The sequence below is a fragment of the Paenibacillus sp. HB172176 genome (assembly GCF_011947265.1).
Taxonomy (GTDB): domain Bacteria; phylum Bacillota; class Bacilli; order Paenibacillales; family Paenibacillaceae; genus Pristimantibacillus.
Genome location: NZ_JAATHD010000002.1, coordinates 240,302 through 267,172 on the forward strand (window position 1 = coordinate 240,302; position 26,871 = coordinate 267,172).

Below are 26,871 nucleotides of genomic sequence, written 5' to 3' on the forward strand. Positions count from 1 at the left end.
ACATTATTGCTAATGCAATTGAGGATTCCTTCAATCGCAAGCACATGATACGGAGAGAGTGATGACATGTTGACTGATAGGAATCAAAGAAAGATAGCGCCGGCGGATCGGCTGAATGGCTTGCCTACGCAGTTTTTCGCAAAGCTGGTAGCCAAGGCAAACGCGAGAGCGGCGATGGGACATGACGTAATTAACCTGGGCCAAGGCAATCCCGATCAACCGACTCCGCCGCATATTGTAGCGAAGCTTCAAGAAGCGGCCGCCAATCCGCTCTATCACAAATATCCGCCCTTCAGCGGCTATCCCTTCCTGAAGGAAGCAGTGGCGAAGCGTTATCTCGAGGATTACGGCGTGGAGCTCGACCCAGCCTCCGAGGTCGCTATTCTGTTCGGAGGGAAAACAGGTCTCATCGAGATCAGCCAATGCCTGCTCAATCCCGGCGATGTATGTCTCGTCCCGGATCCAGGCTATCCCGATTATTGGTCTGGCGTCGCGCTGGCGGGAGCGGAGATGACCTTCCTTCCCCTTACGGCGGAGAATCGCTTTCTGCCGGATCTCGGCGCGATACCGCAAGATAAGCTGGCGAAAGCCAAACTGATGTTCTTGAACTATCCCAACAATCCTACCGGAGCCGTCGCGGATGCTGACTTCTATGAAGAGGTGGTCGCCTTTGCAGCGGAGCACGACATCGTCGCGGCAAGCGATTTCGCCTACGGCGCCATCGGCTACGACGGCAAGCGTCCGATCAGCTTCCTGCAGACGCCGGGCGCGAAAGATGTAGGCATCGAATTCTATACCTTGTCCAAATCGTACAACATGGCAGGCTGGCGCGTTGGCTTCGCCCTTGGCAACGCCGAGATCATCTCCATGATCAATCTGATTCAGGATCATTATTATTGCAGTCTGTTCGGCGGCATCCAAGAAGCGGCGGCGCTCGCGCTCGCCGGCCCGCAGGCTTGCGTAGCCGAGCTTGGCTCCATGTACGAGCGCAGGCGCGACGCTTTGTTCGCGGCGCTCGCGGAAATCGGCTGGAAGGCTGAGAAGCCCGCCGGCTCCTTCTTCTGCTGGCTGCCCGTGCCTGAGGGCTGGAGCTCCGAGTCCTTCGCCGACAAGCTCCTGCAAGAGGCCGATGTCGTTGTCGCCCCCGGCGCGGGCTTTGGCGAATATGGCGAGGGCTATGTGCGGCTCGGCTTGCTGACGAGCGAGGATCGGCTTCGGGAAGCGGTACGGCGCATCGGCAAGCTTGGCATTTTCGAGAATTGAAATGGGGAGCAGCCTTTCTTTACACCGTCATGCGATCATGTTATTCTAGAGGCAACACTTAAAATGAAAGTTCAAAACTACCTATAAATGAAACGTGATGACGGGACCATTAAGCGAGATGGGCTGCGTTCAGAGAGTAAATTCCATTGGCTGCGAGAATTTACCGCATCAGCTCCTTGCCGAACCTACCTCCGAGCGGCCGACGCGAGTCGGACGGCGCCTCCTGTTACGAGGTTTAAGCTGGACGGCCTGCCTATGCTGCAGCCGTCAACAAAGGTGGTACCGCGGAAGCTACAGACTTTCGTCCTTTATTGGATGAAGGTCTTTTTTGTTTATTCAACCTGAATGAGGAAGGGATCAATCATGTCAGAGCGTATCGTAGTCAAAATCGGGAGCAGCTCCCTTACCTCCGAGGAAGGCGGCTTGAACCGTGGCAATATTCGATTTTTCGTGGAGGAGCTTGCGGCTTTGCACGAAGGCGGCGATGCGGTCATGCTCGTCACATCCGGAGCGGTGGCGGCAGGCTTCCGACCAATTGGCTATGCGTCGAGGCCGAAGCTTGTGCATGAGAAGCAAGCTGCCGCAGCCGTCGGTCAAGCGCTGCTGATGCAGGCTTACCAGGAGGCGTTCTCGCAGTACGGCATCGTCTCGGCGCAGATTCTGCTTACGCGTGCCGATTTCTCCGATCGGAAGCGAATCCAGAATGCGCTGATGACTATTGAAGAGCTGCTCAAGCAGCGCATCATCCCTATCATTAACGAGAACGATACCGTTGCCACCGACGAGCTTGTGCTCAAATTCGGCGATAACGACAATCTGTCCGCTCTTGTCGCCGCAATGACCAAAGCCGCCAAGCTCGTTATCATTACCGATATGGACGGTCTTTATACCGAGGATCCGCGCATTAATCCGAAAGCGGTCAAAATTGAACGCGTGGATCAAATCTCCGACGATATTCGCCGGCTGGCAGGCGGCGCCGGCTCCGCTGTCGGAACCGGCGGCATGCGCTCGAAGATCGAAGCGGCGCGAGTCGCGACGCGAGGCGGCGTCTCAACATTTATCGGCAAGGTCAGTCTCGCCGGAGAACTTCATATGGCGGTGAACGGGCAAGGCAGAGGCACTTATTTCGATACCAAGCTTCATAGCTTGCCAATGAAAAAGCAGTGGCTGGGCTTTCACTCTATGCCGAAGGGATGCATTACGGTTGACGACGGAGCTGCCGCGGCGTTGTTGACCGGCGGCAAAAGCTTGCTTCCAGCCGGGGTAATCGACAGCTCGGGCGATTTCAATCCCGGCGATGTGGTCGAAGTGAAAAGCAGGCAAGATGAAATACTCGGTCGCGGGGTGGTCAATTACGCTGCGTGGCAATTGCAAGCCGCTATGGGGCTCGGCTCCGAGGAGGTTGCCCGCCGGGTGGAGGTTGTCAGAATCGAAGTCATTCATAGAGACGAATGGATAACTTTGAATTAGTTGCTATCCATTCTCCATTGACGAATGGATAACTTTGAATTGATTATGATTAGGGAGGCATACAGGAATGCTAAGTGAAGAATTGGTTGTAAGCGAAGTAAGACAGAAGGCCGCGCTTGCGAAGATAGCGGCGGCGGCAATGAACCGTATGACCACCGAGCAGAAGAATGAGGCGCTCTCCTTGATGGCTGACGCTCTCATCGACAGACAACAGGAAATTATAGCTTCGAACGAGCGGGATATACAGCGCGGCCAAGAGCTGGGCACCTCCTCGTCGCTGCTTGACCGTCTTGCTCTCAACAGCGATCGCGTGAATCAAATCGCCGAGGGCCTGCGTCAAATTATTGCGTTGCCTGATCCAATCGGAGAAACGCTAGAAGCCTTCGAACGCCCGAACGGCCTGAAAATCGAGAAGCTGCGCGTGCCGCTTGGCGTCATTGGCATGATCTATGAGGCGCGGCCGAATGTGACCGTAGACGCGGCAGGATTATGCCTGAAAACAAGCAACAGCGTCGTGCTCCGGGGCGGCTCTGCGGCCATTGAATCCAATCGCAAAATCGTAGAGGTGCTTCGCGACGCGCTTCAAGCGTCGGCGCTGCCGAAAGACGCGATCCAACTCATCGAAGACAGCGACCGAGCTTCCGTGAATGAAATGCTGAAGCTGAACGGCCTGCTCGATGTCGTTATTCCTCGAGGCGGAGCGAGTCTTATTCGCAATGTCATCGAAAATGCGACCGTGCCGGTTATCGAGACGGGAGCCGGCATCTGTCACGTCTTCGTGGACGAAACAGCCCAGCTTGAGATGGCGCGGGATATCGCTTACAACGCCAAGGTTCAGCGTCCTTCCGTCTGCAACTCCATCGAGACGCTGCTTGTTCACAAGAGCCTTGCGAAGACGCATCTTCGTAGTCTCCTGAAGCCTTTCCAGGCTTACGGCGTAGAGCTGAAAGGCTGCGAACGAACGAGAGAGCTGTTGCCTGAAGCGCAGCCGGCCGACGACGAAAGCTTTGCGACCGAATTTAACGATTATATTATGAATATTCGCGTTGTGGACTCGCTTGACGAAGCGCTTCAGCATATTGCGCAGTTCGGAACGATGCATTCCGAATGCATCGTAACGCAGGACGAATCAAATGCCGACCGCTTCTTGCTTGAGGTCGATGCGGCGGCTGTTTATCACAATGCCTCCACCCGCTTTACAGACGGCTTCGAGTTCGGATTCGGCGCCGAAATCGGCATCAGCACGCAGAAGCTTCACGCACGCGGACCTATGGGTCTTCCCGCTCTTACATCAACCAAATTCCGCATTCGCGGCGACGGACAAATTCGTCAATAATCGACAGATCGACTTTTACGGAGGTTTTGCCACATGTCTCTATTAACCCAATCCGCGATATCCGCGATGAAAATATGCTTCTACGGAGCCGGCTCCATGGCCGAAGCGATTGCGAGAGGACTTATTCAAGAAAAGCTGATCCCGGCGGAGCGCATCTCGATGCTTAATCGCAGCAACCAAGAGCGGCTCGCCGAGCTTCATGAGCAATATGGCGTGCAGACGATTCGGCAAGGATTGGACTCCGAACAATATTTGCGCGAGGCCGATATTCTCTTCCTCGCGATGAAGCCGAAGGATGCCGCTTCGGCAATTCCGCAGCTTCGTCCGCTGCTGCATTCGAAACAGCTGATCATATCCGTCATAGCGGGCTTGTCCATTCCCGCAATCGAGAAGCTGCTTGGGAGCAAGCAGTCCATTGTCAGGGCTATGCCGAATACATCAAGCACGATAGGCCTTGGAGCGACCGGCATTAGCTATTCCGAAGAGGTTACGCCGCAGCAACAGCTTGTCACGGAGGCGATCTTCCAATCCATCGGCATTCATGCCGTCGTAGACGAGAGCTTGCAGGGAGCCATTACGGGCGTTTCCGGCAGCGGCCCCGCTTATGTGTATCATTTTATGGAGGCGATGCAGCAAGCCGCGGAAGAGTTGGGCCTGCAGCCCGATATGGCCAGAGAGCTTATTATTCAGACCGTGCTCGGAGCAGCCGAGATGCTGCGCGCGACGGGAGAAGCGCCCCAGGAGCTGAGACGCAAGGTCACGTCTCCGAACGGAACGACGCAAGCGGCGCTTGAGGAGATGGCGGAAGGCCGTTTCAAGGAAACCATCGTGAAGGCGGTGCGCCGTTCGGCTGAGCGCGCAGGAGAATTGGGCGTTGCCATTGAAGGGAGCATACAAGAATGACGGGATATTGCATAGCCACTTATCGCTGCTTTGACGACAAAGCCGATTTTCATAAGAAAGCAACCGGAATCGCTGTCGGTCTTACTGTCGGCAGCTGGACGGAGCTGCCCGAAGCGCAGAAAGCGGAGATGGAGAAGCATCTCGGCAAGGTTTTGTCTGTAGAGGAGCACGCAGCCGACGCCTCAAAAACGGGAGAGCGATATGCGGATATTAAAATCGCCTATCCCGATCTGAATTTCAGCAAGGACCTCCCTGCCCTGCTCGTCACGGTGTTCGGAAAGCTGTCCATGGACGGCAAAATCAAGCTTCTTGATTTGGAGGTTTCCGATTCCTTCGCTTCAGGATTTCCCGGCCCGAAATTCGGCCTGGAAGGCGTTCGTTCCCTCGTGGACGTCCAGAAGCGACCGCTTCTTATGAGCATTTTCAAATCGGTGATTGGACATGATATGTCCAATCTGAAGGAGCAATTCTATCAGCAAGCGCTTGGAGGCGTCGACCTGATCAAGGATGACGAGATTTTATTCGAGAATGAGCTGACGCCGCTTGAGAAAAGAGTGGAAGCTTGCATGGACGCGGCAAGAAAGGCGGAGCGGGAGACCGGCCAGAAGCTGCTGTACGCCGTGAACATAACCGGTCCCACTTCGAAGCTTGCCGATAACGCGCGCAAAGCGATCGCAGCCGGAGCGAACGCCATCTTGTTCAACGTGTTGTCCTATGGCTACGACGCGCTTCACGAGTTAAGCAAGGATGCTTCGATCAACGTGCCAATAGCCGCGCATCCAGCGATGGCAGGCGCTTCCTATCCTTCTCCGCATTACGGTATCGGCGCCTCGCTGCTGCTGGGCAAGCTGATGCGGCTTGCCGGCGCCGACCTGGTTCTCTTCCCTTCGCCTTACGGTTCGGTGGTTATGCCGAAGGAAGAGAATCTCGCCGTCAAGCATGCGCTGCTGAAGCCGCTTCATGAGCTGAAAACGAGCTTCCCTGTACCGTCGGCGGGCATTCATCCCGGCCTGGTCGAGCTTATCATCCGTGATTTTGGCACAGATGTCGTCGTCAATGCGGGCGGCGGCATCCATGGTCATCCCATGGGCACCGCGGCAGGCGGACAAGCCTTCAGACAAGCCATCGACGCAACATTGGACGGAAGTGGCTTGCGCGAAGCGGCGAAGCGACCGGGCAATGAAGCGCTGGCCGCGGCAATTGATGCATGGGGGATCAGAGAAGAATGAGCAATATGGGCAGATCAGCCAAGAAATCGATTGTATTCTGCGATTTTGACGGCACGATTACGATCAATGACAACATCATTGCGATCATTAAGCATTTTAATCCCCCAGGGTGGGAAGAGATCGCGCAGCAAACGCTGGACATGCGCATCTCCATTCAAGAAGGCGTCAGCCGCTTGTTCCGTCTCCTGCCCGCCTCGCTGCGGCAGGAGGTTATTGCGTACAGCATTTCGAATGTGAGAATTCGCGAAGGCTTCGGCGATTTTGTAAAGTACTGCAAGGATCGCGATATCGCTTTTTATGTGACAAGCGGCGGCATCGATTTCTTCGTCCACCCCGTTCTTGAACCGTTCGGTATTCCGAAGGAGCATATCTATTGCAACAGCGCCGATTTCTCGGGAGAGCGAATCGAAATCGTATGGCCGCATCCTTGCGATGATGCTTGCTCCAACCATTGCGGCATGTGCAAAACGACGATTATGCGCCGATTCCCGGCATCACTGTACCATCGTATCCTTATTGGCGACAGCGTTACCGATTTCGAAGGCGCGAAGCTGGCCGATGCCGTCTTCTCCAGAGCTTATTTGACCGAGAGATGTAGAGAGCTGGGACTTCCGCATACCGAATATGAAAATTTCCATGATATTATTGCTGCCATGAAGCAGGAAGGAGCCGCATCCTCATGCGATTCGAACAACTGACTACCGAACAGAAGCAGAAAGCCTTCTACGAGCTCCGCGAAGTGAAGGAGCTGTTCGCCTCGCGCGGATGGTTCCCCGGCACCAGCGGAAATCTCTCTGTAAGAGCAGGCGATTTCTCGCCCGAGCAATTCCATTTTGCGATAACGGCGAGCGGCAAGGACAAAACCGTTCATACGCCGGAAGATTATTTATTCGTCGACCAGGACGGCAAGCCCAGCGAAGCTACCTCGCTCAAGCCATCGGCGGAAACCTTGATACATTGCGAAATTTACCGTCTGACCGGCGCAGGCGCCATCTTTCATATTCATACCGTGTTCAATAGCGTGATTTCTGAATACTTCTGGGATCGCAAATCGGTGCCGGTCGACGGTGTCGAGCTGATCAAGGGCCTAAATATTTGGGAGGAGGAAGCGCAAATCGACATTCCGATCGTTTCGAATTTCGCCTCCATTCCTGCCATCGTGCCCGAGATTACGGATCGGCTTCAAGCCGGCATTCCCGGCATCCTGCTAAGGAAGCATGGCATCTATGCCTGGGGAGCCAATGCCTTCGAAGCGAAGCGCCATATCGAAGCGTTCGAATTCCTGTTCGAATACGTGTACCGCCTGGAGCTGCTCAAGCGATAATACCGTAAAATAATAAACCGACGTCAAAAACCGCCTCTCTGAAGCAGGAGAGGCGGTTTTTACCTGATGGGTTTCATCGCCGTCCGCTATGGAATTTTTGCGAATGCGCTCTCGCCTCTTCCGCGTTCGTAATTCGGTTGCGGCTCCACTCAATCAGAATCCGATCGATATAGCGCAGACTGAGCTTGCCCGCAAACACGGATTCCTTCAACGCGAACAGAATGATTTCTTCCGTATATCGATCCTGATCCAGCCAGCTCGAGATGGTCTCGCACTCCATCGGCGAGAGCAGTCGTCCGAATTCCTGTTCGAATGTCGAGAACAAATTGCTCTTCGGCTTTGCCTCCTCATCATCGCTGACGTTGATGTGATTTATCTCGTTCACGCTGTCCGTTTTGCGTTGCGTTTTTTTGGCGCTTCGCTGCATAACCGAGAACAGCTCGGCCGATTTCCGGAGCCAGCCGCTCCAATTATATCGTTCGGCTTGCCTGCCGGAGATCTCGTCCACATAATCGTCAATCGAGAGAAAACCGTCCTTCATCAATCTGCCGAGCGCTTCCTCGATCTCTTGCTTGCTTCGCCCCATACGCATGGACAGTTGCTGCGGAGTCGGGAATTCATTCTGTTCGGATTCCGCATACGCCTTAATATGGAGCAACAACAGGAACGACGTCTCGCTCAGCCCGAGAGGACTGTAGCTCGTCAGCAAGAGGCTATTCACGTAGATGCCTCCATTATTCATTGCCGCACCCATGCCATGAGCGTAGGCTTTCCAAATTTCATCGTTCAAGAGAAGCTCCCTCCCCGCTACAATTTCTGTCCATGCGTCAGCTTGTAAGTGTCTCTGGCAATGAGCAGCTCTTCATTCGTTGGCACAACGAGCGCTTTCACTCGCGAAGCGTCCGTCGTAATTTCTCTGGCCTCTTTGCTTCGCAGAGCATTTCTCTCTTCATCCAGCTCCAGTCCAAGAAACGTAATTCCGTCGACTACAGCCTTGCGCAGAGCGGAGGAATTCTCACCTACGCCGGCAGTGAACACAATCGCGTCGACTCCGTTCATTGCCGCAGCATAAGCGCCTATATATTTTTTGAGCCGATACACATACATGTCGAAGGCAAGCGCGGCGTGCTTGTCGCCTTCCTCCATCGCCTCCGTCACTTCCCTCATATCGGAGCTAAGCCCGGAAACGGCGAGCATTCCGCTATGCTTGTTAAGCATCGAATTCACTTCGTTAATGGTAAGATCCTCTTTGTTCATGACATACGGCACAATTGCCGGGTCGATGTCTCCGCTTCTCGTTCCCATCATCAGCCCTTCCAGAGGCGTCATGCCCATGCTGGTGTCGATTGACTCCCCTCCTCTAATAGCCGCGCAGCTTGCGCCGTTGCCGATATGACAGGTAATCATCTTCAGCGAATCGATTGGTTGGCTCAGATAGCGGGCGGCCATCTCGCTTACATAAGCATGCGAGGTGCCGTGGAAGCCATATCTTCTCACCTTATGTCTGCGGTACAGCACCTTAGGAATGGGGTACAGATAAGATGTCTCCGGCATGGTTTGGTGGAAGGCCGTATCGAACACAACGGCCTGCGGAGTACCGGGCATATTCGCCTCCACTGCAGCAATCCCCATCATATGCGCAGGATTGTGCAGCGGCGCCAGGTCGAACAATCGGCGAATTTCAAGCTTCACCTCAGAAGTTACCAGGACCGAGCTTTTGAACACCTCGCCTCCGTGCACAATCCGATGGCCTACGGCCTGAATGTCTTCGATTGAAGCGATAACGCCATGCTGCTTATGAATGAGCATGTCCAGCACTCTCTTGATCGCTGTTGTATGCTCCAATATTTCGCTCACATCGCGCACCTCGGCTTTACCCGCCGGTTCATGGGTCACGATCGAGGAATCCATGCCGATTCGTTCCACTCTGCCGCTGGCAAGCACCGACTCATCCGCCATATCGTACAGTTGATATTTTAGCGATGAGCTTCCCGCATTAATGACTAAAATCCTCATTGGATTCGATCACCGTCCTCATCGTAGCGGAAGAAGCCCTCGCCTGTTTTTACCCCGAGATGACCGGCTCGCACCAGTTTTTTCAAAACGATTGACGGCCGGTATTTCAATTCGCCGTATTCGCGGAACATTCGCTCCAGCGCGGTCACGACAGCGTCAAGCCCGAAGCGGTCGGCCATTTCCAGCGGACCATGCTGGAACGAATAGCCGATGCGCATCGCGTTGTCGATATCCTCCTCGGATGCGACCCCTTCCTCAAGCACGTGCAAGGCTTCGTTGATGAATAAGCAAATTAGCCTCGTCGTTATGAAGCCCGGAGATTCAAAGACCATAACGCCTTTTTTATGTATAATATGCTCAACGAAATTTTTCATTTGCTCGAACGTGTGATCGGATGTTTTTAAGCCTCGCACAATTTCCACCAAGTCGATCTTGAATACGGGATAAATAAAATGAAGACCGATAACTCGATCCGGAATTCGAGTCGCGCTTGCAAGCTCCGTCAAGCTTAAGGTTGAGGTATTGCTCGCAAGAATCGTTTTCTTCCCGCAGATTTGATCGAGCTGTCTAAACACTTCTTTCTTCGCTTCCAGGTCTTCGGAGATCGTCTCGATAATCAGGTCGCAGCCTGTCAGCATCATCATATCGGTGGCCGCTTGTATTTTCCCGAGCAGCAGTTTTTTCTCCGTGCCAGTCATCGCCCATTTCTCGATTTGCTTATCGCAGCTAAGCTCGATCATTCTCATGCCGTAAGCCAGACGCTCTTGCGTCTGCTCGATCATGACGACCTCTATTCCTTTCGACGCCAGCATTTCCGTGATGCTCTGTCCCATTGTTCCCGCGCCGATAACGCCTGCTTTTTTGATCATAGAAAACAATTGCTCCTTCACTAACATAATATCTTTCTTATTATAACGGATTTCGGACAAAAAAGAAGGCGGGCACGCTGCCCGCCTTATCCATTATGCATTCACGCCGCCGAAACCTGCCGCATCAGCTCGCGGAACTCGGAGCCGTCCAGCGTTTCCTCCCGAAGAAGAATGTCGAGCGCATGCTCGAATACCGCGCGACTCTTCTCCAGCATCTCCTTCGTTTCGGCCATCTGCTCGTTCAGCGTACCGTTCGACACCTCTGCCCATTTGTCCGGCGTCATCATCGAGGCGTCCACGATGCCCATCTCGGTCAGTCCTGATTCCACCAGCATCTTCACGATATTAACCGCTTGCTCGAAATCGCCGCGGGAGCCTGTGCTTCGTTCGCCATAAAACATTTCTTCCGCAGCGGCACCGCCTAATGTGATCTTGATCTGGCCGTTAAGGAAGGACTTCGTATACAAATATTGCTCTTGCTGCGGCTGATGCCTGACATAGCCCAGCGCTCCGCCGCGCGGCGACAAGGCAACCTGCGAAACGCTTCCCGGACGAACCAGCTCCGCCATAATCGCGTGACCAAGCTCATGCAGCGCAACTCGCTTGCGCTCCTCCGCCGTTGATTCGCGGTCCGTCTCCTCGCCAAGCATCACTTTGTCGATCGCGCTCGTCAGATGCTTGACCGTAATCGCTCCCGCGCTATCGCGCATCGCATAAATCGCGGCTTCGTTCATGACCGATTCCAATTGAGCGCCGGAGAATTGATAGGTCTGCTCCGCGATTCGGTCAAGATTGATTCCTTCTGCCAGCGGTTTATTCTTCGCATGGATTTGCAGAATATGAAGTCTCCCCTTCTTGTCCGGAAGCTCCACGCCGATATGGCGGTCGAAGCGTCCGGGACGAAGCAATGCCGGATCAAGCATCTCCTTGCGGTTCGTTGCCGCGATCAGCAGGATTCTCGGCAATTCATTCGCATGGATGCCGTCCATCTCCGTTAGCAGTTGATTCAAGGTTTGATCATATTCGCGATGTTGACCGCCGTCACGCTTGCCGCCAATGACTTCAATCTCGTCAATGAAGATGACGGCGCTGCTCTTGCCATTCTTCTTCGCCTTCGTTCTGGCCTCCTGGAACAAATCGCGGATACGTCCGGCTCCAACACCGACGTACATCTCAACGAACTCGCTGCCGGATGCTGCCAAATAGACGGAATCCGTATATTGAGCCGCCGCTTTGGCAAGCAGCGTCTTCCCGGTTCCCGGAGGGCCCGCCAGCAATATGCCTTTGAGCGGACGAATGCCGAGCTTCGCGATCTGCTCGCGTTTGACGAGAAAATCGAGCGCTTCAATCAGCTCTTGCTTCGCGCGATGCTGTCCGCCGATCTGATCGAAAGTAAAGTTCGAGGCCGCCACCTCCGTCCTTTTCTTCCCGCTTGATACGGCCGTCAGCTTGCCTCTGCCTCTTGCCGTGTAGAAGACGGCGCCGCCGATGACGACCAGGAATACGAACGGAATCACGTTAATGCCAAGCATGTAGAGAAACACAAGCAATACAGGAACAACGCCCGCAGCTACTTCTATTCCGTATTTACGCATTCGCGAACACCTCCATTGTCGCAGGCGTGCGCGGCAGCACAACATACTTGGAAGCGTCGCCGCTGCGCAGCGTAATATACACATTATCGTCATCCATTTCAGTCACGGTTTGTACGGTCTGGTCGTCCTTGGTCAGTTCCGTCATCGCCTCAGGTATCTTGGAGTACGTCTTTGTCTCCATCGCTTCCGCAACCTTGAACATCGATTTCGACCATAGCTCGTCCAGTTTGTCGTTAGACTCGGAACGAACCTGAAGATGGATCGAACGCGAACCCGCAATCTCCGTGCTTTTCTTCGACACATCCTCATAGACCTGACGCAGGTTCGCATCATCTTCAAGCGTCAGCGATATATTCACTTGATCCTGCTCCACTTCGGGCTTCGAGCTTTCCATTACGCCCGGTATATCATTCATGGCAGAATGGAGCGGCGAAGCTACCGCGGTATGCTTGTATAAAGTCCATCCACCGAATAAAATAATTGCTGTTGCTGCCGCTGTAAAAACGACCGGCCATACACGAGGCTTTCTCATGAATGAATCCCTCCTGCAATTAGAGTATATTAATATTCATTACAATCATATATCACCTTTGCTATACGATAGTATATCATATTTATACATCAAATTGCGGGTGTAAAAACAGGAAACGGGACTTCACAGTCCCGCTTTGGCCGGCAGTATATAGGTTTGAAGCAAGCTTCCTTGCAGGTCGAAGGAATAGAAAGCATAATAAGCGTGAACGCCGCCGTTCCCCTCATTTTGCTTATAATAAATTTCCCAGATCGGCGCGTTGTTATAGAAGCCGGGCGTAATTCGAACAATTTCGGCTTGCGGCTTCGATTGCTTGAACCTGGCTTCCATTTGCTCCTTCGATAATGCTTCGGATGCTTTCACCTGAACGAGCAGCTCCTGCTCTCTCTCGAACAAAAACACCTTCTCTCCTTCTTCATTCTCGCCCTGGACAATCCAAGTCGTATCCTCCCAAATATGCTTGAGAACATCGTCAATAGATTTCAAACGCTCCTGATTGACGCTCCAGCTTTTAACGAGATCCGCTTCTTGGCGTTGCGGTTCTTGAATATCCCGAAGATAGAAGATGAACCACACGCTGACGGTCACCAGAAATGCGAGAAGAAGCAGCAAGCTCTTCTTCAAGCTTATGATCGGCGGTCTTCTCTTGCTCGCAGCGCGCATTATCGGGTCAGCAACCGCTCGAAGCAAGCTTGAGCTTCGAATCGGATTTTCTCTTCATCCATCAGTAAGCACTCTCGATCCCGCAACACTTGAACTCCATCGATCCACACATGCCTTACATCTCGTCCTGATGCCGAATAGACAAGATGGGACACGATATCCGTCATGGGGAAGAAATGCGGCTGATCGGTATCGATGGCGATAAAGTCTGCCTTCATTCCCTCGCGCAGCATGCCAAGCTCATCACTTTTCCATAAAGCCGACGCTCCATGGACAGTGCCCAGCTTGAGAGCCTGCCAAGCGGGAATCGCGGTAGGATCGCCGGAAACGCCTTTATGAAGCAAGGCGGAAAGTCGAATCTCTTCGAACAAATCCAGATTATTGTTGCTTGCCGCGCTGTCCGTCCCCAAAGATACGTTCACTCCCGCCTTTAACAGGTCTGGCAGCCTTGCTACGCCGCTTGCGAGCTTAAGGTTGCTGACAGGATTATGGGAAACCGAAACCTCTCTCGCCGCCAGCAATGCGATTTCTTCGTTGTTCAAGTGAACAGCGTGAGCGACGAGCGAAGGCCGGGAGAAAAAACCCAACCGGTCAAGATGCTCTACGGGGCGCATGCCGTATTCCTTTACATGCTGCTCCACTTCAGCTCGAGTTTCGGACAGATGTGTATGCAGCGGCAGGTCGAGTTCGGTCGCCGCCTGGATGAAACGTTCGATATATGCCGGCGGACAAGTATACGGCGCATGCGGCGACAGCATCGTAGAGATTCGCCCTTCGGCCTTGCCGTTCCAGTTGCTCGCGAACGCAATCGCTTCGCTCAGCTTCGCATCTTGAACAGCCTCCGGGCACAGACCGATGACGCCTCTTGTCAACATGCCCCGAATGCCGCTTTTCTCCGTTTCCTCCGCCACGATGTCCATTCGGTCATACATATCGACGAACAGGGTTGTGCCGCTTCGCAGCATTTCGCTGATGGCCAGCGCGGATCCGGCCCGTGTATCCCCATCCACGAATTTGCCCTCCATCGGCCACATTTTCTCTTGCAGCCATACCTGCAAATTCTCATCATCCGAATAGCCTCTCAGCAGCGACATCGCCGCATGGCCATGCGTGTTGACAAGACCTGGCATGAAGACGAGCTTGCTGCCGTCCAATTTGGTCACATCTTCTCCCACAGGCTGTGGCGCCTCGGCGCCAAGATACACGATGCGGTCGTCTTTGATAACCATATGACCTTTCAATACGGGCGCAGCATCGTCCATCGTCACGAATGTTCCGTTCTCAATCCAAAGCCGGTTCATCGTCTTCCTCTCCTTTATGATTCAAATAGTAAGCCAAGCTCAGCAGCTCTTTCGTAAAATCGGCATGGTGGATGCGAATATCATCCGGAACCCGAATAATCGCAGGTGCGAAATTCAAGATGCCCTCTATCCCGGCTTCGGCGAATTGATTCGCCACATTCTGCGCTTCGAAGGCGGGCACCGATATGATGCCGATGCGAATATTCTGCTGGGCCACCGTCTCGGCCAGCTCGCTGATCGGCTGCACCACCAGATTATTGATATTGCTGCCGATCTTGCTTGGATGAACATCGAAAACGGCCGTAATTTGCATATTGTCTTTCGAATATTTGTTATAATTGCACAGGGCGTGACCGAGATTGCCCGCACCCACAAGCGCGACCTTAATCGTCTGGTTTACCTTGAGTATTTGCCTGATCTTATCGATGAGATACATAATGTCGTAACCGATGCCCTTTCGTCCGAATTCACCGAAATAAGCAAGATCCTTGCGTATCTGGGCCGGATTCAGATCGAGCTTGACGCCGAGCTCCTGCGAAGATACGGTCTGGATCTCTCTGACGCTTAATTCATTCAACACCTGCAAATAAATCGGAAGTCTTCTGACGACCGCCTCTGAAATTCTATTTTGTTTCATTCGGTATCCGCTCCCTTCTCCAGCCATTCCCGAATGCGCGGCACCATTTGATCCGTGAACATCGTCTCGATCTTGGGGCCGGGCAGGGAATAAAGGAAATGCTTCCCGTAATACGTATCTATTACTCTCGTGTCGTAGATAATAACGATGCCCTTGTCCTGTGTCGTGCGGACCAGCCTGCCAAAGCCTTGCTTGAAACGTATAACCGCCCCGGGTATCGACAGCTTCATGAACGGATTCTGCTTCTGCTTCTGCAACAGCTCGGCCTTCGCCTCCAGCAGCGGATGATTCGGAGGTTGGAACGGCAGTCTGACAATCGCAAGACAGGTTAACGCCTCGCCGGGAATGTCGACGCCTTCCCAGAAGGAGCTTGTACCAAGCAAAACCGATTTGGGTTGCTGCAGGAATCGTCTGGTAAGCTTGGTTCGGTTATTGCTGTCAATCCCTTGGCCGAGCAATGAAATTCCGCTTCCCTCCAGTTTTTGCTTCAATGGCTCATACACGCCTTTTAGCATTTTGTAGGAAGTGAACAGCACCAGCATTCTACCCTTCGTTTCCTTGGAAGTATCGGACAGCGATTGCACCAGCTTCTCTACGTAAGCTGCATGAACAACTGCGCCCTTCAGCACGGGGAAATCCCGCGGGATAACGACCAGCGCCTGCTCCCGGTAATTGAACGGAGACGACAGCTGCGCGGTCCTTAGCTTGCCTTGCTCCTCGTAGCCGCTTAAGCCAAGCTGCTCCTCGGCATACTGGAATGTTTTTTGCACCGTAAGAGTAGCGGAAGTAAGAATAATGCTGTCCTTCACATCGAAAAAATACTTCTGAAGCTTGGCGCTTACATCTACAGGAGCGGCGAAAAGCTGCACGGAACGAAAGCGATAATTCTGGCTTGCTTCAATCCAGAATACGAAGTCCGAGTCATCCGCTTTGATGAACAGGCGAAGCTCGTCTTTCACGCGAACCAAATCCCGAACAAGACCATTCAAATCGGTCAACACGGCTTGAATGGACAATTCATCCGCCCGATCTTTAATGTCGCTTAGAAGCTTCTCCATCGTGCGGCACATTCTGCCCAAGTCCACGTGTATGTTATTCTCTGCGGCAGCGATATCATCCCAGCCTGCGGGAAGCTCGGCTTGCCTTAATCTAGCCACCACGGAACCATTGTCGCCAGCGGCATCCGCTCCTCTTGAAGCGGCGTCGTAGAGCAGCTCGAACAGCTTGTCCCAGTGCTCTCGCAACTCATTGAATTGCGGAATGATCGTGTCGATTGTCTCCAACCAGGCATCCTTGTGCTCATCAACCTCATCCTGCAGCCTAAGCCTCAGCAAAGGCAATAATCCGCTGCGGGAATCCTTATGTAAGCGAATAAGCGATTGCACGAGCGAGAAATAATGAATATTCATACCGAGATGCTTGCCTGCCACCTCTTCAACATGATGAGCCTCGTCAATAATGAGATGATTGTAAGAGGGCAGCAAACGATGATCGGCCTGAACATCCGTGAACAGCATGGAATGATTCGTAATGCACACATCCGCCACATTCGATTCATGCTTCGCCCGGTGGTAATAACAGCGCTTGAACCAAGGACAAGCCCGATTCAAGCATGAATCGGCGTCGCTAGACACAGTAGACCAGAACTCCGATCCTTTGGAGCCGAAATTGAGCTCTTCCTGATCGCCTGTTTCCGTTTCGCCGAGCCATACGACCATCTGAGCGGCTGTAATCGCGTCATCGATCGGCGAAGCCAGATCTCTTGCATTGATTTTCCCCTCGAATTTGCGCAAGCACAAATAATTGCCTCTTCCCTTGAAGATTGAAGCCCGGAAAGGGAACGGCAATACTTCCTCGAGCAGGGGGATATCCCGCCCTCGAAGCTGCTCCTGCAGGTTAATCGTATGCGTGCTTACAACGATTTTCTGACCGGTGCTCACGCCATAATAAAGCGCGGGAATTAAGTAGCCCAACGATTTACCCGTTCCCGTTCCCGCTTCAATGAGCAGATGCTGATCATGGCTAAGCGCTTCGAAGACGCTGTGGAACATTTCCTTCTGCGAATCGCGTTCCTCATAATGCTCGAATTTCTCTTGAAATCGGCGCTTCACCTCAGCCAGATATTGCTCGAAGGTCATGCCTTCCCATCCTTGATCCGCGGAAAGCGTCTCCTCTCTTGCCGGCTTTTCTTCATTCCATTCCCGAACTTTGAGCGCGAATTGCCGGTGAAAATCAACATCCTGCGTTTCGAACAGCCGCAGCTCCATCATTCGCTCCGTTTCTTTCAGAAACCAATGTATATCCTTGCTTTCGTCTATTAATGAAGACAGCCGCTGCACGGTCAGCAGCGGCATGGAGCGGAGCTTCTTTACACATTCGATGAAGATATGAGCCGTTGCCAAAGCATCGCTGTCCGCGCGATGCTGCCTGTCATGCTTCACGCCAAACAACTCCGCTACGGCTCCCAACTGATAAGTCGTTATCGAAGGATAAAGAATACGAAGAAACTCGATGGTGTCGAGTCGGCGTCCCGTGAAGGGAAGGTAACCGGATCGATCCAGAGATTGATTCAGGAAACCCAGATCGAAGCCGACATTATGAGCTACAAGCACCGCATCCTCCAGCAAGGGAATCAATGCTAGCAGCACATCGCCTGCCTCTGGCGCGTCGGCGACGGTTTCTTCCGTAATTCCCGTAAGCTGGGTTATGAATGGCGGAATTTCAATCGTCGGCTTCACAAAGGAATGAAAAGAATGAATAATTTCAAGTTCTTCGGATACAATGACTGCTCCGACTTGAATCATTTCGTCCTCTGTCCCGTGTCCAGTCGTTTCCAGATCCAATATTGCGTAATTCATTCATCCCCGTTCCTCTCACAAACAGCACAGCTCCGTACTGCCGAAATATAACGATAAATGCCCCGGCGCGCTTTGTGTTGACTTCAAGCTTTGCAAATTATTCAATGAATCTGCAAATGCCGGATAAATCTCGTACGCTTTCTGAAAAAGCTGCTCCGCATGCGTCATGTTAAGCTTGACGGCTTGAATGCAGCCAAGGGCATTATAGCCTAAAGCGAGCCATTTTGGAAAGTGGGAAAGCCGAATCAACAAGCCGAAATGTCGTTCTGCCTCGCTCCAGTGCTGCAAATGCATCTCGCTCATGCCCAGAAACAATCTTGCCATATTGCATTCGGGAGCAACAGACAGAACCGATTGGAACAGCGGAGCCGCGTTATGAAACATAAATAATTTATAATAGCCCTGACCTTTATTCATCATGTCTGCCGCTTCATCGGGAATATGAAGATCGGATTCACTGCATTTCATCGCATTCGCCGCTGTCTGCGCAGGCGCCGCCGGATCTGCTGCAAGAAGCGGCTTCCCGAGATCAACAGTGTTCGTCAAGCCGGTTAAATGATCATTAAATTCCGTAAATTTTTCCTCGAAGGCAAGCCAATGCTCGACAAACGTATCGCTTAGCTTCTTAAGCTGATGGAGCTGTTCATGCAAGCAAACGCGCTCTTGATCGCTGGCTTCAGGATATTGCTCGATGATGCCGTCCAGAACCTCTGTCATGGATGAGAACATATGCTGAAACATTCCGTATCCCGCCTTTCGCTTTGGATGAAGGAGCGATACGGTCATTTTTTGTTTACAGCCTCGTTTTCATTCAGCCATCCAGCCGTTACATAAGGGAGGAAGCAGAAAAGCGATTAGAGCACAGTAGCATGCAGCTCTTCATTTAATTTCTGAAGCGGCTTGTTCTCGCTGTCCAGTATGGTAATAATCGGTTTATGCGTCTTTGCTTCTTCGTTCGACATAAGCGCGTAGGAGATAATGATGACGGAATCGCCAGGCTGCACCAATCGCGCCGCCGCTCCGTTCAGACAGATGACGCCTGAACCTCTCTCGCCGGTGATGACATAGGTTTCAAACCGGGCTCCGTTGTTGTTGTTTACAATCTGGACTTTCTCATTCTCGAGCAAATCGGCCGCATCCATCAAATCTTCATCGATTGTAATGCTGCCAACATAATTCAGATTCGCCTCAGTGACAGTTGCTCTGTGAAGCTTGGATTTCATTAATGTTCGAAACATAGCCGTTACCCCCGCTCCCATGCATAGAGTTGATTATCAATTAATCTTGTTGCGCCGAATTTGACTGCGAGCGCCATTATGAGTTGTCCTTCAGTGGCGGCTGTTCTCATCCCTGGATCGATCTCCTCGAGCGACGGATAATGGAGCAGCTCCGCATAATCGATGACGGCCTGCTCGGCCTCCTCAATCGCATCTCTTACCTTCGCCATGACATCCTCAATTGTCAGGTCGGCGTCTTGCAGCCAGCCTTCAGCAGCGGCAAGCGTGCGGGATAGCACGACCGCCTGTTGACGCTGCTCAGCGGTTAGATAGACATTGCGCGAACTGAGCGCCAGACCGTCGGGCTCCCTTACGATATCGCATTTAACCACTTCGAGGTCAAAATCCAGATCAAGCACCATCTGCTCAATAACGGCGGCTTGCTGGGCATCCTTCATACCGAAATATGCCTTGTCAGGCGCCGTCAGATGAAACAGCTTGCTTACAACAACCCCTACTCCGTCGAAATGTCCGGGTCTGGACGCTCCGCAAAGCCGCTCTGTTATATGTTCGACCTTCAAATTCGTCAGAGGCTTGCTCGGATACATCTCCTCCACAGTCGGGGCAAAAACAAGATCAGCGCCCTGCTCCGCTGCAATAGCCAAATCCTTTGCTTCATTCCTGGGATAGCGGTCAAAATCCTCATTCGGACCGAACTGCAGCGGATTGACGAAGATGCTCAAAACAACGATATCATTCTCCGCCCTTGCCCTTCTAAGCAGCGAAGCGTGACCTTCATGCAGAAAACCCATCGTCGGAACCAATCCGAGTGAGTAGCCGCCCTTCCTTCTCTCCTTCAATTCCCGCTTCAATTCTTGCTTGGTACGGCATACCTTCATCGTATGCGTTCCTCCTTCAATGACTGAAGCTGCTCGCTGCGCGACTCTTGAGCGGACTCGGACTTTTCCGATTTGCCCGGAAGCTCGGAGCTGGATCCGTCGCCGTACAAGCTGGCAGGAGACGCCGACTCGGGACTAAAGGCATGCTCCTCGGCGGGAAATTGCTTCGTCTTCACTTCCTTCACATAGGAAGAGATCGCTTCTCTTATCGAAGAACCGATATCCGCATATGTCTTGACAAAGCGTTTCGGATGACTTTCCGAGCCGTACTGCAACAGATCGTGGAAAACAAGCACCTGTCCATCGCAATGTCGTCCAGCGCCGATTCCGATCGTCGGGATTGAAAGCTTGCTGCTAATTTCGGCCGACGCTCGTTCGGTCATCAACTCGATAACGATGCTGAATGCGCCTGCTTCCTCTAACGCCAAAGCGTCTTTGACCAAACGGTCGATATCCTTGTCTTGCTTTCCTTGAATCCTATAACCGCTTAACTGATGCACCGATTGCGGCGTGAGACCGATATGCCCCATTACCGGAATACCCGCCTTTACCAAAGCTTTGACATCCCCTGCGACTTCCTCGCCGCCTTCAAGCTTAACCGCCTGCGCGCCTCCTTGCTGCATAATGCGGGCCGCATGCTGCATGGTTTGCTCTTTCGTTATGCCATAGGTCATGAACGGCATATCCGCCACAATGAATGTATGTGTTGCCGCTCTCGCGACAGCTCTTGTATGATAGACAATATCGTCGATCGTTACGCCGATCGTCGAATCATAGCCCAAAACCACATTTCCAAGCGAATCTCCGACCAGAATGATATCGATATCCGCCTCCTCCGCGAGCTTCGCGGAAGGATAATCATAAGCCGTTACAACGGAAATCGCATTGCGCTCCTGCTTCATCTTCTGCAGGCTTGAAATCGTCAGTCGTTTCCTCATCAGCTTCATCCCCTTATACGCTATTCTAAACACAAAAAAAACCTTTTAGCCGCAGCTATGAAGGTCCGCGCACATAAAAGGAAACTTTTCTCGCACGATGCTTCCTTCTGTCTCGGTCCAAGCGGCTCAGAGCAGAATTGCATGACAAATATTGACGAATTGCTGTGAACATTCACAGTGCAGCTTCCGAAGAATACCGCCTGCATTGTTCCGTACTTCGTTCTTATTCTAACAAATTTCCGACAATTCGTAAATGTGTATTTCACCTGAACCGTTTAAGATAAAGGTTCGCCCATTTCGGCAGAGAAGATTGACGCCGTCTCGCCGTTATCTCTTCGGATGCGCAAAGCTCCGCTTTCGTCGAGTCCTTCCGGGGTTCCGATAATAACGCCTTGGGGCGTTCTCAGGCTCACGCGCTTGCCGATCGTAACCGACAAAGACTCCCATAAAGAAGCAATCGAGCGGAAACCGTCCTCTTGGAACAAATCGTATAGCTGCTCCCATTCACTCAGGAAGTCAGCAATGATTAACGCTCTGTCGAAGGAAGCCCCGGCGGCCATGCGAAGCGAGGTCGCGACCGCTAACGTCTCTTCCGGAAAATCCTTCTCTGTCATATTTACGGAGATGCCTATTCCTGCAATTACGTATTTCAACCGATCATCCTCCGCGGCCGATTCGAGCAATATACCGCTAATCTTCTTGCCGGAGCATAAGAGATCATTCGGCCATTTGATGCCCAGCTCCAGCTTCGTTATTCTTCTCAAGCTTCGGCATAGCGCAACGGCCGTCAACAAAGTCAACTGCGGCGCGCAATGAATGGGTACAAAGGGTTTTAGGATCAGACTCATATAGATGCCTTTGCCATTCGGCGAAGTCCAGGCTCGGCCCATGCGTCCTCTGCCGTTTGTTTGTTGATCCGCAACGACCAGCACGCCTTCTGGAGCTCCCTCCTCCGCCATGGCTCTGGCAATATTCTGAGTGGACGGGACCTCCTCTTCATAGAGCAGCTCCTGTCCGAAACGGTCGGTGGAGGATGCGATGCAATCGCGAATGCGCGCTTTATACAGCTTGTCCGGTTCGAAGAGCAGACGATAGCCAAGCTTTGTCGATGCCTCGAATTCATAGCCCGCTGTCTCAAGCTTGCGTATTTGCTTCCATACGGCTGTGCGGCTAATGCCGAGCTTTTGACTAATCAACGCACCGGATAGATAATCATTGCCGCTTTCGCGGAACAGCTCCATCAAGGCTTCATTACTCATCATTGTCTTCCCCCTGTTTCTGTTCGTTCCACTTCTCGGCAAAGGTTAATAATGCGATCTTCTCGTTTGGAAGCCGACCCGAAGCTGCCATGCGCAATAGCGTTTGCAGCAATGCTTTCATCCAGGGTCCGGCTGGACGTCCCAAAAAATTGGAGAGCTCCGAGCCGTTTACGTTCAATTCTTTCAGTTGCTTTATCGGCATTTGTTCCAACATCGAGCCAAATCGACCTATGCTGTATTCCGAAGTTTCCGTATCGATCTTACCCTTCACAATTGGGAAGAGCCGCAGCCAAACGAGGCAGGCCTCCTCGCCGAATCGCAGAACGCATTCCCTCCAGCGTTCATTCAGCGCTTCCTCCGCTTCTCCATTCGTCTTAAGCATACTCTCGTGAATGCGCCATACAGACAGAAGGAAGGCCTTGCGTCCCTTGGAAAATCGCAAAGCCTCCGCTATCCGTATTGTCGCAGATTCATCCAGCTCCAATAGAAGAATCATGCAGACCAGCTTATCCTCCCCTTGAGAGAGCTCATTCAGCATCGCGAAGCGATTAGCTTCGATATCCCCGTCTCGCTTGCGATAGGGATAGGCTCGCCTTCTTTGCCAATACAACAGCTTCGATAAGCTTTTGCGATCAAATATCGGTTCTTTGGTGTGCTCAAGCAACCGACTGGCCGCAAGCCATGTCAAGCCCCGAAGCGTCTCGTCGCTCTCCAGCATCTTCGACAACTCGGCTTCCACTCTCTCCATGGCGATGAACTTCAGCAGGGGACGATGCTTCCGAAGCGCGCGCCATGCCGAAAGCGCTGGCGTTAATCGGTACGAACCGATAAATCGAATCGCGCGAAGCATCCGCAGCGCATCCTCTTGGAATCGGGTTTCCGCAGCGCCTACGCAGCGCAGCTTCTTCGCGAGCAGATCACCCCGTCCCTGATAAGGATCGTACAAAGTCCCGTCTGCCTGCGCGGCCATGGCGTTCATGGTAAAATCGCGCCTTAACAAATCTCCGTCAAGGTCGCGGATAAAACTTACCTCTGACGGCTTGCGGTAATGCTCATAAGCTGCTTCCCTTCGAAAGGTGGTTATCTCGTAAGAAGCGCCCTCCAGCAAAACTGTTACCGTTCCGTGCTGAAGCCCGGTCGGTATACATTTCGGAAACAACTTCATCACTTCCTCCGGCCTTGCCGAAGTCGCAATATCAATATCATTCACTGGGCGTTCAAGAAGGAGATCTCGAACCGCTCCGCCGACGAATACCGCTTCGTAACCTTGATTCTGCAGCAGGTTAAGCACCGGCAGGGCAGCTCGCATTCCCTCCGTCAGACAAAGCTTCATGAAAGCCTCTCCTTTCTCACAACCTTTACGATCAATATCCTATTCGCAAACCGGAACTTCGACCCGCGTATCGACGCCAAGCACGCGGTAATAAATGTTTTCATATTGTGCCGTGATGCTGTCATTGCAGAATTCATGCCTCGCGCGCTTCAGACAAGCTTCCTTGAAGGTCGCGTGCAATACAGGATCCGTCAATAACCGGATCGCATTCTCGGACATCGATTCCACATCGCCGAATGGAGAGAGGAATCCGGTCTCGCCATGCGTCACGAGCTCGGGAATTCCGCCGGCATTCGAGCCGATGGTAGGCACGCCGCAGGCCATAGCTTCGAGCGAGACCAAGCCGAAGCTCTCTTTCTCGGAAGGCAGCAGCAAGACGTCCGCAAGTGAAATGACTTGAGCGACATCCTCCTGCTTGCCCAGAAAGTGAACGCGGTCGGCCAGTCCCAGCTTATTGATCTGGCATTGAATTTTCGACAGCTCCGGCCCCTCGCCGACAAGCAGCAGCTTGGCTGGAATGCGTTTCGAAACGCGATCGAATATATCGATCACATCGCCAACGCGCTTCACCGGCCGGAAATTGGAGATATGCATAAGTATTTTCTCATTCGGCAACGCGAAGTCTGAACGGATATTCGTAACATCACGCGGATAATAAACTCGTTTGTCCACGAAATTATAGGTCAAATCTATAGGCGTCAGAATGTCCAGCAAGCTTCTCGTCTCCCGTATAAGATCATTTGAGACAGCCGTAACCCCGTCGCTCTTATGAATAGCCAGACGAATCAAGTCCTTCAGAGACTCATCCTGCGCCAGCACCGTAATATCCGTGCCGTGCAGCGTTGTTACCGTCTTCAATCCATTTCCCATCATTTCCTTGGCGAGATAAGCGCATACGGCATGAGGCACCGCATAATGAACATGCAGCAAATCCAGATTTTGCATCTTCGCAACCTGAGCCATCTTGTTCGCCAAATTCAAATCATAAGGCGGAAATTTAAACACATAATAATCGTTAACCTCGACTTCGTGGTAGAAAATATTTTTATGATATTTGCCCAATCGGAACGGCATGCTATGCGTAATGAAATGAATTTCATGGCCGCGCTCGGCCAGAAGCTTGCCCAGCTCGGTTGCAACAACGCCTGAACCGCCCAGAGACGGATAACAGGTTATTCCAATCTTAAGTTTTTTCATCTCTTCATTCGCACCTCCTGCGCTATGCTGCTTCAATGCTATTGTATTCAAGGAAGGCTGTACGTCTTGTCAAAATAATGCAATGCCATGCGGTCGCTTGATCGCAAAGCCTTCGGCGTAAGCGCAGCCCATCCTCTGACCCAGCAAGGAATCTCTTGCCTCCACCCGTTCCACGTAACGTTGCGTAAGCGGCGTCTCGACCGATTCCGCGCTTGCGGACCTTTCGAATTGAGAGCGGTATGCTTGCAGCGCTCTGCGCTTCTTCTCGTAGCTGGCGGTAATATCGACCGTCAGACTAACCTCTTCTGAATCGTTTATATAATAATAGATCAGCTCCGTCACCTGAACGGGAGGGAGTTCGCTCATATAATTTCGCAGCTTGCTGTTAAAGACAGCTTCCTCGATTAACTTACTGCAGCTTACATGATCCGGATGACGATCCACCCAATAAGGAGCAAAGACGAGCCTTGGTTTCGTCCTTCTAATTTCAACAACGATCGCTTCAATCTGATGAGGAGATCCATCTAATCCGCGATCGGGAAGCTGCAGATTCGTTCGACTAGACAAGCCAAGCACCGCAGATGCTTCGGCAGCTTCACGCCGCCTCAGCTCCACGGTGCCGTTCGATGACATCTCGGCCTGGGTCAAATCGCATACGCCGACCCGATATCCGGCTTCAACATGCTTGGCAATCGTGCCGCCCATGCCGATTTCGGCATCATCCGCATGCGCTCCGAATATGAGAATATCAAGAGCATCCATCAGACTTCACCGGGCTTGTACTTATGCACAAGCTCTCTCCATGCGAAATCGCCTCGATCCAGTGCGCGCACCAGCAACTCCGCGGTAGCGACATTCGTCGCAACCGGAATGCCTTGCACGTCGCAAAGTCTCAGCAAGGCGATAATATCCGGCTCATGCGGCTGAGCCATAAGCGGATCTCGCAGGAAAATAATCAAATCCATCTCGTTCTTGGCCACCATGGCTCCAATCTGTTGATCGCCGCCAAGCGGACCTGACATAAACCGGTGTATGGAAAGCTTCGTCTCCTCCATGATTCGCATGCCAGTTGTTCCCGTCGAATACAACTGATGCGGAACGAATACATGCTCATAAGCGATAACGAAATTAACCATCTCATCTTTCTTTCTATCATGGGCAATAAAAGCGATGTTTAGCATGACGTTCCCCTCTCCAGCTTGGCGCTTATCGCCGCCATCATTATTCCATTATATGTTCAAATCCATAAATCAAGCCGCTGTAGGTCATAACCTTCTTCACAGCGGTATTCACGCCCGGCATATACCCGGCCCGATCATAGGAATCGTGACGAATTTTCAAGGTTTGTCCGTCCCCTCCGAAGATCACCTCTTGCTGCGCGAATACGCCCGGCAATCTGACGCTATGTATGCGAAATCCGTTATAGTAGCCGCCTCTCGCTCCTTCTATGACTTCCTCTTCCTTCGGATTGCCTTGACGGAGCTCCCGTCTAGCTTCCGAGATTAATTCAGCCGTTTTAATCGATGTGCCGGATGGAGCATCCAGCTTCTGATCTCCATGATACTCAATAATTTCGACATTTGGCAAATATTTTGACGCATCCGCAGCGAATTTCATCATCAGAATGGCGCCGATCGAGAAATTGGGAGCAATAAGTCCGCCAATGCCTTTCTGCTTGCATAGCTCGTCCAGTTCCACGATCTGTTCCGGCGTGAAGCCCGTAGTCCCGATGACAGGACGAACTCCATATTCGATTGCTGTTCTTGTGTTGCTGTATGCCGCTTGCGGCACAGTGAAATCCACAAGCACATCCGCATTGGCATGAGCCAGCGCTTCTTCAAGGGATTGGCGAGTCAGTACGCCCGATTCGCCTGCTCCGGCAAGCAATCCGGCATCCATCCCAGTGGATGAAGCGTTCACCGCCGCAACCAGCTCGAGCGCCTCATCCTGCAGAACCATCTTCACAACCTCTTTACCCATTCTGCCGCTTGCTCCCGTAACTGCTACTCTAATTCGTTGTGTCGACATCTTC

The 26,871-nt window shown here is 52.4% G+C and carries 26 protein-coding genes; 7 read left to right on the plus strand and 19 right to left on the minus strand.

Going from position 1 to position 26,871, the window contains the following annotated elements:
- The first annotated feature begins 66 nt into the window (after positions 1 to 66).
- The 7 genes from HFP08_RS03400 (at position 67) to mtnB (ending at position 7,525) form a co-directional block, all read left to right on the plus strand.
- Positions 67 to 1,263: a pyridoxal phosphate-dependent aminotransferase gene (locus tag HFP08_RS03400; protein WP_168119105.1), complete on the plus strand. Its 1,197-nt coding sequence runs from the start codon at positions 67 to 69 to the stop codon at positions 1,261 to 1,263.
- A 363-nt stretch (positions 1,264 to 1,626) separates the two neighbouring features.
- Entirely contained in the window at positions 1,627 to 2,733 is a 1,107-nt protein-coding gene (proB, locus tag HFP08_RS03405; RefSeq protein ID WP_168119106.1) for a glutamate 5-kinase, read from the plus strand.
- A gap of 67 nt (positions 2,734 to 2,800) precedes the next feature.
- Positions 2,801 to 4,069, plus strand: a complete 1,269-nt coding sequence (locus HFP08_RS03410; protein ID WP_168119107.1) for a glutamate-5-semialdehyde dehydrogenase — start codon at positions 2,801 to 2,803, stop codon at positions 4,067 to 4,069.
- A 33-nt stretch (positions 4,070 to 4,102) separates the two neighbouring features.
- Entirely contained in the window at positions 4,103 to 4,972 is an 870-nt protein-coding gene (gene proC, locus HFP08_RS03415) for a pyrroline-5-carboxylate reductase (RefSeq protein WP_168119108.1), read from the plus strand.
- Positions 4,969 to 6,201, plus strand: a complete 1,233-nt coding sequence (locus HFP08_RS03420) for a 2,3-diketo-5-methylthiopentyl-1-phosphate enolase (protein ID WP_168119109.1) — start codon at positions 4,969 to 4,971, stop codon at positions 6,199 to 6,201. The genes proC and HFP08_RS03420 overlap by 4 nt, the downstream gene beginning before the upstream one ends.
- A 5-nt stretch (positions 6,202 to 6,206) precedes the next feature.
- The gene (locus HFP08_RS03425) at positions 6,207 to 6,899 is read left to right on the plus strand and encodes a 2-hydroxy-3-keto-5-methylthiopentenyl-1-phosphate phosphatase (protein WP_168119449.1); all 693 of its coding nucleotides are present in this window, start codon (positions 6,207 to 6,209) and stop codon (positions 6,897 to 6,899) included.
- Positions 6,881 to 7,525: a methylthioribulose 1-phosphate dehydratase gene (mtnB, locus tag HFP08_RS03430; protein ID WP_168119110.1), complete on the plus strand. Its 645-nt coding sequence runs from the start codon at positions 6,881 to 6,883 to the stop codon at positions 7,523 to 7,525. Before HFP08_RS03425 ends, mtnB begins: the two co-directional genes overlap by 19 nt.
- 73 nt (positions 7,526 to 7,598) lie before the next feature.
- Here the strand turns inward: mtnB and HFP08_RS03435 are convergent, their stop codons facing one another.
- From HFP08_RS03435 to dapB, 19 genes are all read right to left on the minus strand, one after another.
- A complete protein-coding gene (locus HFP08_RS03435) occupies positions 7,599 to 8,315 on the minus strand; it encodes a DnaD domain protein (RefSeq protein WP_240941059.1) in 717 nt (238 codons plus the stop codon).
- A gap of 17 nt (positions 8,316 to 8,332) precedes the next feature.
- Complete coding sequence (locus HFP08_RS03440; protein ID WP_168119111.1) at positions 8,333 to 9,541, minus strand: acetate kinase; 1,209 nt, start codon at positions 9,539 to 9,541, stop codon at positions 8,333 to 8,335.
- Positions 9,538 to 10,410 carry a 3-hydroxyacyl-CoA dehydrogenase family protein gene (locus HFP08_RS03445; RefSeq protein WP_168119112.1) on the minus strand — a complete coding sequence of 291 codons (873 nt, stop codon included), beginning with the start codon at positions 10,408 to 10,410 and terminating at the stop codon, positions 9,538 to 9,540. The genes HFP08_RS03440 and HFP08_RS03445 overlap by 4 nt, the downstream gene beginning before the upstream one ends.
- A 101-nt stretch (positions 10,411 to 10,511) precedes the next feature.
- Entirely contained in the window at positions 10,512 to 12,005 is a 1,494-nt protein-coding gene (locus HFP08_RS03450) for an AAA family ATPase (protein WP_168119113.1), read from the minus strand.
- Positions 11,998 to 12,537, minus strand: a complete 540-nt coding sequence (locus HFP08_RS03455) for a hypothetical protein (protein ID WP_168119114.1) — start codon at positions 12,535 to 12,537, stop codon at positions 11,998 to 12,000. Before HFP08_RS03455 ends, HFP08_RS03450 begins: the two co-directional genes overlap by 8 nt.
- Positions 12,538 to 12,660: 123 nt before the next feature.
- Entirely contained in the window at positions 12,661 to 13,200 is a 540-nt protein-coding gene (locus HFP08_RS03460) for a hypothetical protein (protein WP_168119115.1), read from the minus strand.
- On the minus strand, positions 13,200 to 14,501 hold the full coding sequence (locus HFP08_RS03465) for an amidohydrolase (RefSeq protein WP_168119116.1): 1,302 nt from the start codon (positions 14,499 to 14,501) through the stop codon (positions 13,200 to 13,202). The genes HFP08_RS03460 and HFP08_RS03465 overlap by 1 nt, the downstream gene beginning before the upstream one ends.
- Positions 14,482 to 15,138 carry a redox-sensing transcriptional repressor Rex gene (locus HFP08_RS03470; protein WP_168119117.1) on the minus strand — a complete coding sequence of 219 codons (657 nt, stop codon included), beginning with the start codon at positions 15,136 to 15,138 and terminating at the stop codon, positions 14,482 to 14,484. Before HFP08_RS03470 ends, HFP08_RS03465 begins: the two co-directional genes overlap by 20 nt.
- A complete protein-coding gene (gene dinG, locus HFP08_RS03475) occupies positions 15,135 to 17,996 on the minus strand; it encodes an ATP-dependent DNA helicase DinG (protein ID WP_168119118.1) in 2,862 nt (953 codons plus the stop codon). The genes HFP08_RS03470 and dinG overlap by 4 nt, the downstream gene beginning before the upstream one ends.
- A gap of 15 nt (positions 17,997 to 18,011) precedes the next feature.
- Positions 18,012 to 18,737, minus strand: coding sequence for a tetratricopeptide repeat protein (locus HFP08_RS03480; RefSeq protein ID WP_168119119.1), 726 nt, complete (start codon positions 18,735 to 18,737; stop codon positions 18,012 to 18,014).
- A gap of 113 nt (positions 18,738 to 18,850) precedes the next feature.
- Positions 18,851 to 19,234, minus strand: coding sequence for an aspartate 1-decarboxylase (gene panD, locus HFP08_RS03485; RefSeq protein WP_168119120.1), 384 nt, complete (start codon positions 19,232 to 19,234; stop codon positions 18,851 to 18,853).
- A 5-nt stretch (positions 19,235 to 19,239) separates the two neighbouring features.
- Entirely contained in the window at positions 19,240 to 20,112 is an 873-nt protein-coding gene (panC, locus tag HFP08_RS03490) for a pantoate--beta-alanine ligase (RefSeq protein WP_168119121.1), read from the minus strand.
- On the minus strand, positions 20,109 to 21,050 hold the full coding sequence (gene panB, locus HFP08_RS03495) for a 3-methyl-2-oxobutanoate hydroxymethyltransferase (protein WP_168119122.1): 942 nt from the start codon (positions 21,048 to 21,050) through the stop codon (positions 20,109 to 20,111). The genes panC and panB overlap by 4 nt, the downstream gene beginning before the upstream one ends.
- 275 nt (positions 21,051 to 21,325) lie before the next feature.
- A complete protein-coding gene (locus tag HFP08_RS03500) occupies positions 21,326 to 22,312 on the minus strand; it encodes a biotin--[acetyl-CoA-carboxylase] ligase (RefSeq protein ID WP_168119123.1) in 987 nt (328 codons plus the stop codon).
- Positions 22,302 to 23,642 (minus strand): CCA tRNA nucleotidyltransferase, encoded by a 1,341-nt coding sequence (locus HFP08_RS03505; RefSeq protein ID WP_168119124.1) that lies wholly within the window; start codon positions 23,640 to 23,642, stop codon positions 22,302 to 22,304. The genes HFP08_RS03500 and HFP08_RS03505 overlap by 11 nt, the downstream gene beginning before the upstream one ends.
- Positions 23,643 to 23,681: 39 nt before the next feature.
- Positions 23,682 to 24,839, minus strand: coding sequence for an N-acetyl-alpha-D-glucosaminyl L-malate synthase BshA (bshA, locus tag HFP08_RS03510; protein WP_168119125.1), 1,158 nt, complete (start codon positions 24,837 to 24,839; stop codon positions 23,682 to 23,684).
- A 69-nt stretch (positions 24,840 to 24,908) separates the two neighbouring features.
- The gene (gene bshB1 / locus HFP08_RS03515) at positions 24,909 to 25,601 is read right to left on the minus strand and encodes a bacillithiol biosynthesis deacetylase BshB1 (RefSeq protein WP_168119126.1); all 693 of its coding nucleotides are present in this window, start codon (positions 25,599 to 25,601) and stop codon (positions 24,909 to 24,911) included.
- Positions 25,601 to 26,020 (minus strand): methylglyoxal synthase, encoded by a 420-nt coding sequence (locus HFP08_RS03520; protein ID WP_168119127.1) that lies wholly within the window; start codon positions 26,018 to 26,020, stop codon positions 25,601 to 25,603. Before HFP08_RS03520 ends, bshB1 begins: the two co-directional genes overlap by 1 nt.
- Before the next feature lie 40 nt (positions 26,021 to 26,060).
- Positions 26,061 to 26,867, minus strand: a complete 807-nt coding sequence (gene dapB, locus HFP08_RS03525) for a 4-hydroxy-tetrahydrodipicolinate reductase (RefSeq protein ID WP_168119128.1) — start codon at positions 26,865 to 26,867, stop codon at positions 26,061 to 26,063.
- Positions 26,868 to 26,871 lie beyond the last annotated feature (4 nt).